This window comes from Micromonospora sp. NPDC048905 (assembly GCF_040649655.1).
Lineage (GTDB): Bacteria > Actinomycetota > Actinomycetes > Mycobacteriales > Micromonosporaceae > Micromonospora.
Genome location: NZ_JBEZFV010000004.1, coordinates 81,943 through 99,049, shown reverse-complemented (window position 1 = coordinate 99,049; position 17,107 = coordinate 81,943). Strand labels below are relative to the sequence as shown.

9 protein-coding genes are annotated in these 17,107 nt (G+C 70.3%); 5 read left to right on the top strand and 4 right to left on the bottom strand.

Annotated features, from left to right (window positions below; translation table 11 throughout):
* Position 1: 1 nt before the first annotated feature.
* The 3 genes from AB0C01_RS11890 to AB0C01_RS11880 form a co-directional block, all read right to left on the bottom strand.
* Positions 2–502: a DUF2231 domain-containing protein gene (locus AB0C01_RS11890; RefSeq protein WP_357571012.1), complete on the bottom strand. Its 501-nt coding sequence runs from the start codon at positions 500–502 to the stop codon at positions 2–4.
* A 284-nt stretch (positions 503–786) separates the two neighbouring features.
* Positions 787–1,827, bottom strand: coding sequence for an SEC-C domain-containing protein (locus AB0C01_RS11885; RefSeq protein ID WP_357249906.1), 1,041 nt, complete (start codon positions 1,825–1,827; stop codon positions 787–789).
* Positions 1,828–1,900: 73 nt separating this feature from the next.
* Entirely contained in the window at positions 1,901–2,731 is an 831-nt protein-coding gene (locus AB0C01_RS11880) for an NAD(P)H-binding protein (RefSeq protein ID WP_357571011.1), read from the bottom strand.
* A gap of 103 nt (positions 2,732–2,834) precedes the next feature.
* Between AB0C01_RS11880 and AB0C01_RS11875 the strand changes: the two genes are divergently transcribed.
* Both AB0C01_RS11875 and AB0C01_RS11870 read left to right on the top strand, forming a co-directional pair.
* The gene (locus AB0C01_RS11875; protein ID WP_357571010.1) at positions 2,835–3,761 is read left to right on the top strand and encodes an AraC family transcriptional regulator; all 927 of its coding nucleotides are present in this window, start codon (positions 2,835–2,837) and stop codon (positions 3,759–3,761) included.
* A 78-nt stretch (positions 3,762–3,839) separates the two neighbouring features.
* Positions 3,840–5,909 (top strand): phosphocholine-specific phospholipase C, encoded by a 2,070-nt coding sequence (locus AB0C01_RS11870; protein ID WP_357571009.1) that lies wholly within the window; start codon positions 3,840–3,842, stop codon positions 5,907–5,909.
* A 165-nt stretch (positions 5,910–6,074) separates the two neighbouring features.
* Here the strand turns inward: AB0C01_RS11870 and AB0C01_RS11865 are convergent, their stop codons facing one another.
* The gene (locus AB0C01_RS11865) at positions 6,075–6,911 is read right to left on the bottom strand and encodes an aldo/keto reductase (RefSeq protein WP_357571008.1); all 837 of its coding nucleotides are present in this window, start codon (positions 6,909–6,911) and stop codon (positions 6,075–6,077) included.
* 763 nt (positions 6,912–7,674) lie between these two features.
* On the opposite strand from AB0C01_RS11865, the gene AB0C01_RS11860 reads away from it, so the two are divergent.
* The 3 genes from AB0C01_RS11860 to AB0C01_RS11850 all read left to right on the top strand — a co-directional run bounded on the left by AB0C01_RS11860 (position 7,675) and on the right by AB0C01_RS11850 (position 17,095).
* On the top strand, positions 7,675–8,022 hold the full coding sequence (locus tag AB0C01_RS11860) for a hypothetical protein (protein WP_357249892.1): 348 nt from the start codon (positions 7,675–7,677) through the stop codon (positions 8,020–8,022).
* A 275-nt stretch (positions 8,023–8,297) separates the two neighbouring features.
* Positions 8,298–10,817 (top strand): DUF262 domain-containing protein, encoded by a 2,520-nt coding sequence (locus AB0C01_RS11855; RefSeq protein WP_357571007.1) that lies wholly within the window; start codon positions 8,298–8,300, stop codon positions 10,815–10,817.
* Between the two features lie 269 nt (positions 10,818–11,086).
* Positions 11,087–17,095, top strand: a complete 6,009-nt coding sequence (locus AB0C01_RS11850) for a DUF4011 domain-containing protein (RefSeq protein ID WP_357571006.1) — start codon at positions 11,087–11,089, stop codon at positions 17,093–17,095.
* Positions 17,096–17,107: the final 12 nt, after the last annotated feature.

Below are 17,107 nucleotides of genomic sequence, written 5' to 3'. Positions count from 1 at the left end.
GTCACTGTCCCTCCCAGACCGCCTTCGCGCCGGAGTCGCCGGTGCGGACCACGTAGTACACGGCGATGCCGGCGGCCACCACCGACAGCACCTGCAACGCCACCATCAGCGCGCGGCCGGGCCGCCGGTCGTCGGTGGCGCTCGGGTCGGCGGAGCGCGGCGGGACGAACCGGACCAGTGCCAGCGTCACGATCGCCAACAGGAGGGTCGCCCAGAACGTGATGTCGCCGAACTCCTGGTGCGCCTCGATCTTCGGGAGGAACTCCGGGGTGATCCGGTTGGCCTTCTGCATGCGCTCGAAGAAGGCTTCCCCGGAGAGCTTCGCCAGCAGGGCGGCGACCGGCGCACCCACGGCGAGTAGCCCCAGCACCCACCGGGTGTGCGGCCGGATCGGCGCGACGAGCGCGTAGCCGACCGTCAGGAGGGCCAGCAGCGGGACGAACACGACCGCGGCGTGCAGCACCAGAGGGTGGGCGGGGATGCCCATGAACTCCTCGAACATCGGCGTCTCCTCCGGAGGCGTCAGGTGGACGTCGATCGTCCAGAGATGGACCGTAGCGGTTCAGCGGTCGCCGCGCAGTATCGGCTTCAGCGGTCGCAGCGCAGTACGGCCAGGTCGACAGCCTCAGCCATCGCCCGCATGCCCCTGTCGTTCGATGGACGCCCACCCGCTCGGCACTGGCGGCCCAGGTGACCGTGAAGTGCTGCTGGTCGCGACTCGCCACCGGAGCCGGACCCCGGCCGCAGACGGGATTATGTCGCAGCGGACGACACCGACGCCCCCGGCTACCGGGAGCGCGGCAGGCAGTCCTTCTTGTACTTCAGGCCCGAGCCGCACCAGCACGCGTCGTTGCGCTCCGGCGGCCAGGCGATCCGCGCGCTGGGTCGCGCCTGCACCTCGGCCGCGTACCCCGCCCGGACCGCCGCGTCGCCCGGGTCACCGTCCCGTCGACCGGCGAACGCGTTCAGTCCGTCCACGGTGGCGCGGAACACGCCCAGCCCGGCCTGACCGGCGTCCCTCAGCCGGACCAGCTCCTTCTCCAGCCGGCCCCGATGCGCGTCCCAGTCCGGCCCGTACACGTCGCTGAGCGTCGCGTGCTCGGCGAGCAGCCGATCGAGTTCGGCCCGAGGCCAGAAGAGCAGGTCCGACTCCGCGTCCCGACGCTCTCCGGCCCGGCGCACCAGCTGGGCCTCCAACCGGTCCGCCAGGTCGTCCTGCCGATCGTGCGGCAGGTTCAGGTTCCGGCGTACCCGGTGCCGCTGTTGCAGCAGGAAGAAGACGACACCGGGCGCGTCCGGCGGACCCAGATCGACCACCGGGTCGATCGTGGTGCTGGCCGGTCCGGACGCGGCGCTCGCGCGTTCGTTGAGCAGGGTGTCGACCGCCTCACTCAGCCAGGTCTCGGCGGTCGCCGAACGACCACCCGCGTCCAGCGCGGCGCTCACGTAGGCGGGGGCGTCGGGCTGCGTGAGCAGCGACGGGCGCAGCGCGGTCAACTCGGCCATCGCCTCGTCGTCGCGACCGCCGGCCCGGAACAGCGCCCGGGCCCGCAGCGTCCGGGCGACCCCGGCGCGCGGGTCGTCCCCGGACGGGTACGCCGCCAGGGCCTGCTCCGCGTAGCGCAGGGCGGCCTCGGGTCTCGCCCGGATCTCGGCGATCTCGGCGGCCAGGGTCAGGGCGTCCCCGGCGTCGTCCGGATCCTCCAGCCGACCCTGCTCCGCCGCCTCGGCGACGTCGGCGGCGACACCCAGCGGGTCGGCCGTCCCGAGCGCCGAGCGGCGCAGCTCAGCCAGGTCAGCCTTGGTGAGTACGTCTCTTGTCGGCACGATCTCACCGTACGTCGGGGTGCTCCCGGTATGCGGGCAGATCACCCGTTACCCCGCTCGCACGCTCCCGGAGCTACGACCAGGCTCCGGCCGCCGCGGCCCGAGCGGCGTAGCTGTCGAAGTCGAGCGGATCACGTCCGAGAACCCGACGCACCCCGTCGGCCGGCTCGGCGAGATGTCCCGCCCGCATCCCGGCGAACAGGGCGTTCAGCGCCGTGGCGGTCTCCTCCGGGTAACCCTCGGCGAGCAGTTCGGCCTGGTACTGCTCCGCCGTGAGCTCCACGTAGCGCATCGAACGCCCGGACTCCCTGGCGATCGTCGCCACCGCCTCGGCGAAGGTGAGCGCACGCGGACCGGACAGGTCGTACACCTGTTCGTGGTGACCGGGTGACGTCAACAGCGTCGCGGCCACGTCGGCGATGTCCTGGGCATCGACGAACGGTTCCGGGGTGTCACCGATCGGCAGGGCCAGCCGACCGTCGAGCAGCGGTTGGCGAAACAGGTCCTCGCTGAAGTTCTGGCTGAAGTTGTTCGGCCGGATGATCGTCCACCGGACGCCGGACTTCCGCACCGCCTCCTCCGCGGCGACCATGCCCGGGGAGAAGTCGCTGACCCGGTCGATCCCGCGCCCGGACAGCGCCACGAAACGGCCGACACCCGAGTCGACCGCCTGTGCCACGAAGCCGGGGGCCAACGCGGGGTCCTCCGGAGCCAGCAGATAGACCCCCGAGACTCCGTCCAGGGCCGGTCCCCAGGTGGCCTGCCGCGACCAGTCGAACCGCACCTCACCGGAGCGGGAGGCGGCCCGGACCTGCTGACCCGCCGCCCGCAGCGTCCGCACCAGCCGGCGACCGGTCTTGCCGGTCCCGGCCAGCACGAGGATCGAACCCGCGTCTGTCGTCATGGCTACCAGTCAACTCGGCCGCCGCGCACCGGTCCATGTGCTGTCGTACGCCGCGCATGTCCGATCGTCCGAGCCCGGTCGTCGGCGACCTATCGTCGATGTCATGGACCCGTTCGACAGTCTGCTGCGGGGCGTGCACGCCGAAGGTGCGGCCTTCGGCCGGTCGGTGCTGACTCCGCCGGGAGCGCTGCGGTTCACCGACGGCGCCCCACTGACGCTCTGTGTGCCCATGCGCGGCGAGGGGTGGATCTCCCACCCCGAGAGCGACAAGCCTCGCCTGGTCCGGGTCGGGGAGGCCGCCACCGTGCGCGGCCCGGCGCCGTTCGTCTTCTCCGCCGAGCCACGGTCGAGCTTCGAGCCGGGGGAGCTGCGGGACGTGCGGCGCGGTCACACCGGCACGTCCGCGCCGGCGGGCACGGATCCCGCCGACCGTCTGGTGCTGCTGGTCGGGGTGTACCACGTGCGCGCTCTGGTGCCCCAGCGACTGCTGAGCGCGCTGCCGCCGGTGCTTGTCGTCCCGGACGACCAGGACTGTGCCGCGCTACGCGACTACCTGGACGCGCAGCTCGACGCCTGTCGGCCCGGCCGGCAGGTCGTGCTGGACCGTCTCCTGGACTGGTTGTTGGTGTGCACGGTGCGGGACTGGTTCGACCAACCGGAGGCCGAGGCTCCCGGCTGGTACCGGGCGTTGGGCGACGACACCGTCGGTCCGGTGCTGCGCGCCATGCACGACGCGCCGGGCCGGCCGTGGACGCTGGCCAGTCTGGCCGCGCAGGCGGGAGTCTCCCGGTCCACACTGGCCACGCGGTTCACCGCGTTGGTCGGCGAACCGCCGCTGACCTACCTGACCGACTGGCGCATGACCCTGGCGGCCGACATGCTTGCCGACTCCACGGCGACGGTCGCCGCCGTGGCGAGACACCTCGGGTACGCGGACGCCTTCGGCTTCAGCGCCGCCTTCAAGCGGGTGCACGGGATGAGCCCGAGCGCGGCGCGGAGCCGGTCGTCGAATGGTCGTAAAACGAACTAACTACTGTCATCTGCCGTCAACCCGTCGACGATAGCGTCCGGTCGCCAGTTTCTCGACAGGTCGCACAAAGGCGGAGTTATGGGCACGGTAGATCGACGTACCTTCCTCAAGGCGATGGGCGCACCCGCGATCGGCGCGGCGCTCCCGCTGGACCTCAGCAAGGCGCTCGCCATCCCGGCGAACAACCGGACCGGCTCGATCAAGGACGTCGAGCACGTCATCATCCTGATGCAGGAGAACCGCTCCTTCGACCACTACTTCGGCACCATGCGCGGCGTACGCGGGTTCGGTGACCCCCATCCGGCGACACTGCCGTCCGGCAAGGACGTCTGGCACCAACCCAACGGCGACGACGAGTTGCTGCCGTTCCGCCCCGAGGTGAAGGATCTCGGTCAGACCTTCCTGCCGGACCCGCCGCACGGCTGGAACGACGGCCACGCCGCCTGGAACGACGGCCGGTTCGACGGGTGGGTGCCGAACAAGGGCGTCACGGCGATGACCTACCACACCCGCCAGGACCTGCCCTACCACTACGCGCTCGCCGACGCGTTCACCGTCTGCGACAGCTACCACTGCTCGCTGATGGGGCCGACCGACCCGAACCGCTATCACCTGTGGAGCGGCTGGGTCGGCAACGACGGCAAGGGCGGCGGCCCGGTCATCACCAACGCGGAGGCCGGCTACGACTGGTCGACGTACCCGGAGCGGCTGGAGCGCAACGGCATCTCCTGGAAGATCTACCAGGACGTCGGCACCGGCCTCAACGCCGCCGGGTCGTGGGGCTGGACGAACGACCCGTACATCGGCAACTACGGCGACAACTCGCTGCTCTACTTCCACCAGTACCAGAACGCGCAGCCCGGGACGCCGCTGGCCGAGAAGGCGAAGACCGGCACGGAGATCAGGACCCAGGGTCGCGACCCGGAGGCGCTGCTTGCCGACTTCCGCGCCGACGTCGAGGCGGGACGCCTGCCGGAGGTCTCCTGGATCACCGCGCCCGAGGCGTACACCGAGCACCCGAACTGGGGGCCGGCCTTCGGCGCCTGGTACATCTCGCAGGTCATCGACATCCTCGCCTCGAACCCCGAGGTGTGGAGCAAGATGGCGCTCTTCGTCACGTACGACGAGGAGGGCGGCTTCTTCGACCACGTGGTCCCGCCGACGCCCCCGCAGACCCGCGAGCACGGGCAGTCGACGGTCCCCACCACCAACGAGATCTTCCCGGGCGACGCCGACCACCCGGCCGGGCCGTACGGCCTCGGTATCCGGGTGCCGATGGTCATCGTCTCGCCGTGGACGCGGGGCGGCTACGTGAACTCGCAGCTCTTCGACCACACCTCACTGATCAAGTTCCTGGAGGCGCGGTTCGGGCACGGCCGCCCGGACCTGATCGAGCAGAACATCACCCCGTGGCGGCGCGCCGTCGTCGGTGACCTGACCACGGCCTTCGACTTCCGGCACCCGAACCGCTCGCGCGAGGTCAGGTTGCCCGACACCGACGACTTCAAGCCCGAGGAGCTGATCCGGCACCCCGACGAGGTGCCGGTCCCGCCGGCCGACCAGCGGCTACCGAAGCAGGAGCACGGGGTACGTCCGGCGCGCGCGATCCCGTACACCCTGCACGCCGACGCCCGGGTCGACGACGGCGCGCTCCGGATCGACTTCCGCAACTCCGGCAAGGTCGCCGCGGTCTTCCAGGTCCGCCTGGCCGGCAGCGCGGACGCCCCGCGCAGCTACACCGTCGAGGCGGGCAAGCACCTGACCGACACCTGGCCGGTCACCTCCGGCTACGACCTGTCGGTGCACGGGCCGAACGGGTTCTTCCGCCGGTTCACCGACGGCCGGTCCCACCTCGACGTCGCCCCCGCCTACGACGAGCGGGACTACAAGCTCGCCCTCACCCTCAAGAACCGCGGGTCGAAGCGGGTCGAGGTGACCGTCCGGGACGGATACAACTCCCGCCCGGTGAAGCTGTCCCTGCGCCCCGGCGAGACCGAGCGCGCGACGTGGGCGCTCGCCCGCACCCACGGCTGGTACGACCTGACGGTCTCCGTCGCGGGCGACGCCGACTTCGCGTACCGCTGCGCGGGTCATGTCGAAAACGGCAAGGACAGCATCAGCGACCCGGCGCTCGGCGGGCTCGTCTGAGCGTTCGTCCCGCCGACATCCGAGCGCCCTGGAACAGCCGGGCAATGTGGTGACGAGCGTGATGACTGTGCGGCATCAAGATGCCTGTGAGTCATCACGCTCACCACCGCGTCCGATCCCTCAGACGTCACGTTCCGTGGTCCAGGCCGAGCGTGGTCGGGGCGATCAGAACTCCTCGTACACCGCCGGGTCCTGGTCCGCGAGCCGCCCGTCCGGGCGGCCCAGCGCGGTGATGGCCTCGACCTGCGCGTCGGTGAGCTTGATGTCGAAGACGTCCAGGTTCTCGACCTGCCGCTGCGGGGAAGCGGCCTTGGGCAGCGGAATCACCTGACGAGCCACGTGCCAGGCGAGGATCGTCTGTGCCGGGCTGACACCGTGTGCCGTCGCGATCTCCACGACGACGGGATGCTCCTGCAGGTCGTTGCCGTGGCCGAGCGGGCTCCAACCCTGCACCAAAATCCCGTGCTCGCGGTGGTAGTCGATCGCCTCCTGCTGCGGAAAGTACGGGTGCACCTCGATCTGGTTGACCACCGGGGCGACCCCGGTCTCGGCCACCAGCCGCTCGATGTGCTCCGGCAGGAAGTTGGACAGCCCGATGTGCCGGACCAGGCCACGCTCACGCGCCTCGATCAGCGCCCGCCACGCCTGCACGTACAGGTCGGTCTTGGGGTTCGGCCAGTGGATGAGGTACAGGTCGACGTGGTCGAGACCGGTGCGGAACACACTCTCCTCAATGGTGGTCAGCGCCTCGTCGTAGCGGTGGTGCCGCCCCGGCAGCTTCGAGGTGACGACCAGCTCGTCCCGCACGTCACCCGCCGACCGGGCGGCCCGGCCGACCGCGCCCTCGTTCTCGTAGTTCACCGCCGAGTCGATCAACCGGTAACCCGCCCGGATCGCCTGCCCGATCGCGTCGACACCGGCCGAGCCGTTCAGTCGGTACGTGCCGAGCCCGATCGCCGGCAGGGTGGTCCCGTCAGCTGCCGTGAGGTGGGGAATCGTCATGATTGGGACCCTACCCGCACGAGATGCGGGGCGACGGTGGGTCAATGTCGAGCACACGCGACGGGACGAGCACCCCGGGCGACGCAGAAGACGGCGGGATTCAGCAGACGTGCGTCCGCCAACTCACCTTCGTCACGGTCATGGGAACGTAGAAGAATCCGTCACCAGGAGGAGCACAGTCCGTGCCGGTGAAGGTCCTCCCTTGGGTGGTGAACGACCAGCTAATCTCGGCGTTCCGGTTCGTGTAGTTGTAGTAGTTGAAACCCGTGATATTGCCGCTCCACTCCGTGGTGGTCACCAGGGACGGAGTCGCCGTAGGAACCCCGTTCGGGTGATCCCAGTGGGGCCAGACGCAGAATGTGCCCGGCTGGCAGTTCCCGGGCGGGTAGACGCCGGCCCCCGACTGGGGTGCCGCCGAGGCGGGGGGTGCAACGGCCAGCACACCTGCGATGACCCCGGCGATGGCGAAGGGTTTCAACAGCACAGCTACCCACTTCCATTGATGGGAATGAATTAACTTACGCTACCGCGGGAAAGTTGCATCGTCAAGAACCGGCCGCCGGCCGACCCGGCCGCCTCCGAGCGCCCCCGCGGCTCGGATGGCAGGCGACCAGTTCGCAGCCAGCCCTGCGTTCGGGACGCTCAGCGACAGCGCTCAGCGGCAGGTTGCTTGACACGGGGAACATAATCGATGCAAGTAAATATCTCCCTGAGCTGATCGAGCTCCGGTCCCGTCCCTGAACACCGCTAGGAAGGGAAGCCCATGCGCAGATTTACCAGCCGAATCGCTGCGGGTCTCGCCGCCGCCTTGATCACCACACTGGCCGTGACGATGCCGGCGTCGCCCGCAGCCGCTGCCGAGACGCTCAAGGTTCCCGACACCGGCCTCGTCTTCTACCAGGCCTACACGCAGATCATCGTCGGCAGGCAGGCCACGCCCGACGGTATCTGCCGCCCGGTCCCGGCCGAGGCGATCTGGGCGATCGGCTGGAACGGCTTCGGATCCGTCTCTGGCTACCGGACCTCCGACTGCACCGGCGCTGCGTCCGAGCTCAACAACTTCCACAGCTGGCCGTACGAGGGCTACTACCTCTCCTACCGGGCGGGTTGACCGGCGTTCCCGGTGGTCGATCGCGCGAACTGAACTCTGTGCCGAGATGAAGAGACGTGCGGGTGTTGCTCCCGGCTAGGCGTCCTCGCCGACGAGGCGGAGCTCCCCCGCTGACCGGCGGCGATGCTGAGGCTGGTCAGCATCTGTGCGGCGAACTCGGTACCGCGCCGACTTGCCGTGGCCGAACAGAGAAGTCGCGTTTTTGACTGAGGCGTTGATCCGATTCGGGTGTCTGGTTGGCTGGCCGGATTACGCCAGGGACGAGGGGAGCGCACATGGTTGCGGCACACGAGACGACGCTGCGGGAGTTGCTCGAAGGCGCGAAGCAGTATCGGGTGCCGCTGTACCAACGGACCTACTCGTGGACGGACTCGCAACTCAGACGACTCTGGGACGACATCCGTAAGTTGGCCGAGGAGCGAGTCGAAAACCATAACCTCACGCACTTCATCGGCTCGCTTGTGCTCGCGCCCAGCCCCACCCTAGGCCCGGCGGTCTCCGAATTCCTTGTGGTGGATGGTCAGCAACGTCTCACCACGCTGTCCATTCTGCTCTGCGCCATCCGCGACCACCGCGCCACACATGAGGGTCCAGACCACCGAGACCGCATCAACCAGGAATACCTGATCAACAAGTACAAGCCGACTCATCGGTTGAAGCTCGTTCCCACCCAGGCCGACCGCACCGCCTACGAGGCCTGCCTCGAAGCGACGCCTCAGGCCGGCGGCAGCGACCAGGTGGGTGCGGCGTACCGGTTCTTCGCGGCCCAACTCGTCGCCGTCGACGACCCGGACGACCCGCTGGATATCGAACGCATTGAGGACGCGGTCATCTCGGGGATGGCGCTGGTCTCGGTTGTTGCGCAGTCCGGCGACAACGTCTATCGGATCTTCGAGTCGCTCAACAACACCGGCCTGAAACTCACCCAGGCTGACCTGCTGCGCAACTACCTGTTCATGCGCCTGCCCAACCGTGGCGAGGCGGTCTACGACTCGCTGTGGTTCCCCCTGCAGAAGCAGTTGGACGCCGGGGAAATGGAGCAGTTGTTCTGGCTCGACATGGTGCACCGCAACCCCGAGGTCAAACAGACCGACACCTACGTCGGGCAGCAGGCGAGGCTGAACGGCCTGCACACCGAGGCGGAGATCGAAGCCGAGGTGCGCCGATTCTGCCGCCTCGGCGCCCTCCTGCGGATCATCCTGCATCCCGAGGAGGAGCCGGACCCGGAGGTACGGCGGCGGTTGGCCCGGCTCAACGCCTGGGACACCACCACCGTCCTGCCGCTCCTGCTGCACCTGCTGGACCGCCGCAAGCAGGGAACGGCGACGTCGGAGCAGATTGCCTCGGCGATGCTGTACGTCGAGAGCTACTTCATTCGCCGTCTGCTCATCGGTCGCGCCACCGCGAGCATCAACCGGGTCCTGCTGCGCATCGTGACCGACATGCGTAAGGATCTGCCCGTCGACGAGGCGGTCCGGGCGTTCTTGTCGGTGGGCCGCAAGTACTACGCCACCGACGTCAGCCTGCGCGAGGCGGTACGGTCCATCCCGTTCTACCTCAACGGGCGGGCGACCCAGCGCAAGTTGGTGCTTCAGTGGCTGGAGGAGTCGTACGGCAGCAAGGAGCCGGTCGCGCCGCAGTCGCTCACCATCGAACACGTCATGCCGCAGAGCCCGACCGCGGAGTGGCGGCAGATGCTGAGCGAGGACCTGCAGGGCGAAGAGAGCTTCGCCGAGGTGCACGAGGCCCTTGTGCACACGTTGGGCAACCTCACCCTGACCGGCTACAACTCGGAACTGAGCAACAGCTCTTTCCTTGTCAAGCGGACCCAACTCGGCAAGAGTGGGATCGCGCTCAGCCGGGAGATCGCCGACCAGAAGCGTTGGGGACGCCCCGAGATCCACGCGCGCGCCGACGGGCTCGCCGAACGGATCATCGCCACCTGGCCCGGGCCCACCGAGGAGGCGGGCAACAAGTCCGAGGTGCCCTGGGACGTCATGAAGACGGCGCTCGCCGCGCTGCCCGCCGGCTCGTGGACCGCGTACGGTGATCTGGCCGCGCTGATCGGCAGTCACCCTGTCTCTGTCGGTGCCCGGCTCGCCCACCATGCCGCACCGAACGCACACCGGGTGCTCCAGGCCGAGGGCGTGCTAGCCCCGAACTTCCGCTGGCTTGAGCCGTCCCGCACCGACGACCCGCACGACCTGCTGCGCGAGGAGGGTGTCGACTTCGACACGTATGGTCGGGCCAGCCAGGCTCAGCGGATCGGTGTCGAGGAACTGGCCCAACTTGCCGGGATGCCGCAGCAGGACGGGCCCGGCCAACTCCTGCGTCCACGGTCCCGACATAACAATCCGCTGGACGACCGCTTCCTCGAACAGCTGAGGGACCTTCAGCATGCGCAGGTCGCGCACGGCACGGTCGCGGTGCTCGAAGCCTGGGCCGGGATGGGCGGCATGTTGTTCTATGGCACCGGCGGCGAGACCTCGTGCTTCCTCATGGCGCGTGGCAAGGACCACGAGTTGGGCAACATCTGGCCCGCGACGATCTACCCGAGCGGTAAGTTCGAGATAGTGTTCCAGCACCTGAGCACCCGGCCACCGTTCGACGACATCGAGTTGCGGAAGCAATTCCGCGAGCGGTTGAACGAGTTGGAGGGCGTGAATATCGCGGCAGCCAAGCTCGCGCTCCGCCCCGGGTTCCCTCTGGACATCCTCGTCAACGTTAAGGCTCGCGAGGCGCTCATCGAGCATCTCCGCTGGTTCTACGGGCAGGCCGTACAACCAGAGGCCTGACCCGCGGCCTATCCCCGCTGTTCGTGGCCCGGGGGCCATGGCACGGGCAGTGCCTTGGCGAAGGGGGGTTACTCGTGGAGTGGTCAGCTCCGTCCTTTTCTCTGCAGTGCGTCAGCCTGGCCGAAGGAGCTGACAGAGATTGCGGCCGACGTCGAGTTGGGCTCTGACGCGGCCTCGCCTCTGAAAGCGGGCGCGAAGAGGGGATCCCCCCAGGCGGCCAAGGTGGCCGCTAGGCTGGCCCACCTGGTCTCCCCACCTGGAGAAACGCCATGTCCGACAGCGTCTTCGCGCAGTTCACCGCCGACGACGACCAGCTCGAGGTCGGGCTGCTCGTGCAGCCGGCGATCAACGCCGCCCTGGTGCACAACCGGGTGCCGCTGGTCCGTCACCTCACGCTCGTCAACCGAGGCGTGGTGCCGCTGACCGACGTCACACTGACGCTGGAACTGCGCGGTCCGGACGGCGCGCTGACCGAGCCGTGGGTACGGACGCTGACCCAGCCGTTACGGCCCGGGGCGAGCACGAGCTGGGACGACTTCCGCGACTTCACACCCGACCGCACGCTGCTGTACCGCACCGACGAGGCGTTCCCGGTCGACTACACCCTCCAGGTGCAGGCGCAGGAGCAGGCACTGACGCTTGTCGCCCCGTCCAGGGTGTTGGCGCACAACGAGTGGTTCAACAGCCCCGCCCTGTACGACAGCCTGGCGGCTTTCGTGCAGCCGAACACCAGGGCGGTGGAGGCGGTGCTACGGGCCGCCGCCCAACTCCTGCTCGCAAAGACCGGCTCCGGCTCGCTGCAGGGCTACCAGGAGGGCTCCGAGCGGGCGGCGCTGATCGCCGGCGCGGTGTACGAGGCGCTGCGCCAACTCGAGATCACCTACCAGACCCTGCCGGCGTCCTTCGAGAACACCGGCCAGAAGGTGCGCACGACGGCGGCGGTGCTCGACGGTCGGCTCGGCAACTGCCTCGACCTGTCCGTCACGTACGCCGCGTGTCTGGAGGCGGCGGGGCTGCACCCGCTCGTCTTCATCGGCGCGGGGCACGCGTTCGGCGGTTTCCTGCTGGAGGAGGAGCGGCTGGGCTCGGCCGCGGTGACCGAAACCAACCTGCTGGTTTCCATGGTGGACTCGGGCCGGGCCGTGCCGGTCGAGCTGACCCGCATCGGGCCGGGCGCGCAGTCGGCGACCTTCACCGAGGCGGTACGCGTCGGGCTCGGCCACTTCCGCGGCGACGGCGAGCGCGTGCAGGGCGTCGTCGACGTGCACCTGGCCCATCGCTCGGGGATCCGCCCCCTGCCCGCCGCGGTAGACAGCGAGGCGACGCCGAAGACAGCCGAGGCGACGCCCGCGACAACAGCGTCCCTCGACCTGCCTCCCGGCGTCGCCGCCGCGCGGCTGCGCCAGTTCGCCGACGAGGGCGAGGAGGTGCCGCAGCAGTCCGACGGGTCGCCGGCGCGCGTCCAGCAGTGGAAGAAGTCGCTGCTCGACCTGAGCCTGCGTAATCCGCTGCTCAACCTGCCCAAGCGGGGCCGTGGTCTGGACCTGCACGTGCCGGCGGGTGCGTTGGCCCTGCTCGACGACCTCATCCACGACGGCCGCCAGGTGCAGGTCATCCCGCAGGACGCCATCAGTCACGTCCACGAGTTGGCCGGGACGCGTCGGGCGCAGGACCTCGACGCCGAGATCCTCACCCGGGAGCTGCGTACCGACCGGCGGGTCTACGGCGCGGTCACCGACGCCCGCTACAAGACCGCGATGCGCGCGCTGCAACGCGAGGCGCGCACGATGGAGCAGGAGACCGGCAGCAACTACCTCTACCTGACCATCGGCACCCTGGTGCACACGAAGACGACCGGGGGAGAGGCGTACGCGCCGCTGTTCCTCCTGCCGGTGCGCATCGAGGGCGGCAGCGGCCGTCGCCCGTACGCGATGGTCATCGACGGCACCGAGGTCGCCAGTCCGAACCACTGCCTGGTCGAGTGGTTGCGGGTCAGGCACAGCGTGCGGATCCCGGAGCTGGAGCGACCGGTCCTCGACGAGCACGGCATCGACATCGCCAAGACCCTCGCGGCGATCAACGCCGGGCTGCTCGACAACCGGCTCAACTACCGCATCGACGAGACCGCCAGCCTTCGACTGTTGCAGTTCTCCACCTTCCAGATGTGGCGGGACCTCACCGACCACTGGCCCCGCTTTCTGGAGAACCCGGTCGTCCGGCACCTGGTCGAGTCCTCCGGCGCCACGTTCGACGATCCTGCCCGCCCGGAGCACGACGTCGAGATCGCCGTCGACGAGGCCGACCTGCACCTGCCCATCCCCGCCGACGGGTCGCAGATGCAGGCCATCGTGCGCGCCGAGCGCGGCCACTCCTTCGTCCTGGAGGGTCCGCCGGGCACCGGCAAGTCCCAGACCATCACCAACATGATCGCCCAGGCGGTCGGCGCGGGCCGGTCGGTGCTCTTCGTCGCCGAGAAGCAGGCCGCACTGGAGGTGGTGAAGCGCCGCCTCAAGCAGGTCGGCCTCGGGCCGTTCGCGCTGGACCTGCACGGGCGTAAGCAGTCCCTCAACGCGATCCGCCAGCAGTTGCGCGACGCACTGGACCAGTACGACCAGGGCGGCGACGGCACGTGGACGGCCGTCGAGACGGCCTACCGGACGCGGCTCGCGCCACTGGCCGACTACCCGGCCCAGGTGCACACCGCCAACCCCGTCGGGCTGTCGCTCTGGTCGGCCTACGAGCAGACCCTGGCGTACGGCGACGGCCCGGTCGCCCCGATCCCGGTGGCCTACCTGCACGCACCCGCCCCGGCACGCGTACAGGTCGAGACGACCCTGCGGGAGTTCCCGGCGGCCGCACGATCGGCGCGACTCCGGGCGGCGCACCCGTGGGCGCTCAGCGGCTGCCGCACTCTCGACGGGCTGCACGGCGACGCGGTCACCGAGATCGCCGGTGAGCTCGAACGCCTCCGTGCCGACCTCGCCGCCCACCCGCACCTGGTCGAGCTGCTGCGGACGTTGCCCGCCCCGGAAACGGTGAGCGAGCTACAGGCGGGCGCCTGGCTCGCCGTACGCGGACTGCTGCCGGACCGGCAGACCACCCTGCACGCCGGCGACCGACGGTGGGACGAGGCGGTGGCCCGGCTCCAGGCGGACCTGGCGGCCTTCCGGCAGGGCTTCGCCGGTGAGCTGGCCACCTTCCGGCCGGACGTGTTCGCTCGACCGGAGCTGGCCGCCTGGCACGCGGCGGCCCAGGAGGCGGCGAAGAAGCTGTTCGGCAAGCGCAAGCGGCGGCAGGCCGTCGCGGATCTGCTGGCGGTGCACCTGGTCGCCGGTGCGACGCTCGACGTGGATCGGGTGGAGGTCACCACCGGTCGGCTGGTCGCCGCCCAGGCGCAGGCGGCGGCCCTCCACCAGCATGTCGGCGCGGTGGGCGGGCTGCGGCTGTCGCGGTGGCAGCCCACCGACCCCGCCGCGCAGGAGCGGCTGACCGAGGCGATCGAGGCGACCCGGGTGGGCCGCACGCTCCTGACCCGGCACCCGCGAGCCTGGGAGCTGTTCGACGGCGGGTGCACCGATGCCGACGCGGTGGTGCTCGACCGCTTCGCCTCGCGGTGGCGGGCCTGGCGCGGGGTGTTGCGCTCCGGTGCGGCCGAGCTGGCCCGGTGGGCCGCCGGTGCGCACTGGGTGGACGCCTGGCAGCGCGACGGCGCGACCTGGCTGCACGAGTTGCGGAGCGAGGAGTTGTTCCCGCTGCGCCGGTGGGCGACCGTCCTGGCCCACGCCGACGTGCTCGCCTCCGCCGGTCTCACCGACTATCGGGACCAACTGCTGCGTGCCGAGGTGCCCGCGCGTCTCGCCGAGGAGGTCTACCGGCGGGGAGTCGCGACGGCGTCCCTCGCCGAGCGGGTCCGGGCCGGCGGCCTGCAGTACTTCGACGCGGAACTGCACGACGACGAGATCAGCCAGTTCGAGGCGGCCGCCGGTGAGCTGCGGTCCGCGCTGCCCACGCAGCTGCCGTCGGTGCTGGTCCGTCGCCGCCCCTTCAGCCCGACCGACCGGCGGGGCCGCTTCGCCGACTTCGCGGCGGAGCTTCGCCGCAAGCGCGGCGGGCGGTCCTTCCGGGAACTGTTCGAGCAGTACCCGGACGCGGTGCTCGCACTGACCCCGTGCGTTCTGGTCAGCCCCGCGTCCGCGGCGAACTTCCTGGCACCGGGGAGCCAACGTTTCGACCTGGTCATCTTCGACGAGGCCTCGCAGATCCGCGTGGCGGAGGCGATCGGCGCGATGGGTCGGGGCAGCGCCGTGGTGGTGGTCGGCGACTCCCGGCAGATGCCACCGAGCAGCATCATGCAGGCCAGCCACAGCCCGGACGAGGTCGACGAGGGTGACGGTCCCGTGCCGGAGGACCTGGAGAGCATTCTCGGCGAGGCCGTCGAGTCGGGACTGCCGCAACGGTGGCTCTCCTGGCACTACCGCAGTCACGACGAGTCACTCATCGCCTTCTCCAACCGCTACTACTACGACAACAAACTGTCCAGCCTCCCGTCGCCCGGTGCCGCCAGCGAGGCGGGCGTCAGCTGGCGGCGCGTCGACGGCCGGTACGACCGGGGCGGATCCCGCACCAACGAGGTCGAGGCGCGGGCGATCCTCGGGGACATCACCCGGCGGCTGCACGACCCGGCGACCGCCACCCAGTCCGTCGGCGTGGTCACCTTCAACATCCAGCAGCGCGACCTCATCCTCAACCTGCTGGAGGAGAGCGCCGATCCGATCATCCGCGAGCACCTGTCCGGCGCGGTCGCGGAGCCGATCTTCGTGAAGAACCTGGAGAACGTGCAGGGCGACGAGCGGGACGTCGTCCTGTTCTCCCTGGCCTTCTCCACCAGCCCGGAGACCGGTCAGCTTCCGCTGAACTTCGGCCCGCTGAGCCAGGCCGGCGGCGAACGGCGGCTCAACGTGGCCATCACCCGCGCCCGCCGCCAGGTCGTCCTCTACTCGTCCTTCGACCCGTCCGACATCGACCTGTCCCGCACGTCCGCGCTGGGCACCCAGCACCTGCGCGCGTACTGCGAGATGGCCGCCGCCGGCGCGGAGCGCCTGGGCGACCTCGCCACCGACCGCACCGAGCGGCGCAGTCGGATCCGCGACGAGGTGGCCGCGGCGCTGCGCGACCGCGGCCACGAGGTCCGTACCTCGCACGGCCTTTCCGACTTCACCGTGGACATCGCGGTACGCCGACCAGGCGCACCACGGTGGCAGGTCGCCGTCATGCTCGACGGCCCGGACTGGAGCGCACGCCCGACGGTGGCCGACCGGGACTCGGCGCCCGCGCTCCTGCGCTCGATCATGGGCTGGCCGGAGGTCGTGCGGTTCTGGCTGCCGGCGTGGATCCACGACCGGTCGGCGCTGCTCGACCGGGTCGGCGAGGCGGTCACCCGGGCCGACGCCCCCGCGACCGCCGAACCGGAAACCGACTCGTCGGCGGCTGCCGCGCCGCCCGGGGCCATCGCGCTGCCGCAGCCGCGCTCCGAGGCGGACGTGGAGCCGCCGCACCAGACCGCGACGGCCGAGCTGCCCCAGCCGCGCCTCGCCGTGGACGACGAGCCCGTCCCGGATGTCTCGGCGCCGCCGGTCAACGCGCTCGCCGCCGCAGCCACCGCACCCGCGACCACCGCACCCCAGGTCACGGCGGCCTCCGATGGGGACACCAGCACGGTGAGCCCGTTCGTGCCGTACGTGCCCACGCCGCTCGGCGACCAGGCCGACCTCGACCTCCTGGCCACCGACCGGCGGGTACGTGAGTTGATGCGGAACGCGCTCCGCGAGATCATCGAGGCGGAGGGACCCATCGAGCAGCACCGCCTCGCCCGCCTCGCCCTCGCCCGGTTCGGTTTCCTCCGGACCCGGGAGGACCGGCGTGTCGCCGTCCTGTCGCTCGTCGACTCCCGCCGCCTGCACGCTCACCCGACCGTGAGCCGGTACGCCTGGCCCGAGGACGCCGACCCGCGGACGTACCGCGCGTACCGGGTCACGCAGGCGAGCAACGACCGCGCGTTCGAGGAGGTGCCACCCGAGGAGGTGGCCAACGCCCTCGTGCACGTACTCCAGGGCGTACCGAGCATGGACGAGGAGCGGTTGCTGCGCGCCGGCCTGGAACGGCTCGGCTATCGCCGCCGCACCGAAAAGATCGACAAACTGCTCCGGTACGGGCTGCACGTCGCCGTGACCAGCGGTCGCCTCCGCGTCGACCAGGACGGTCGTCTCACCCGCGCCTGACGAGGGTCACGA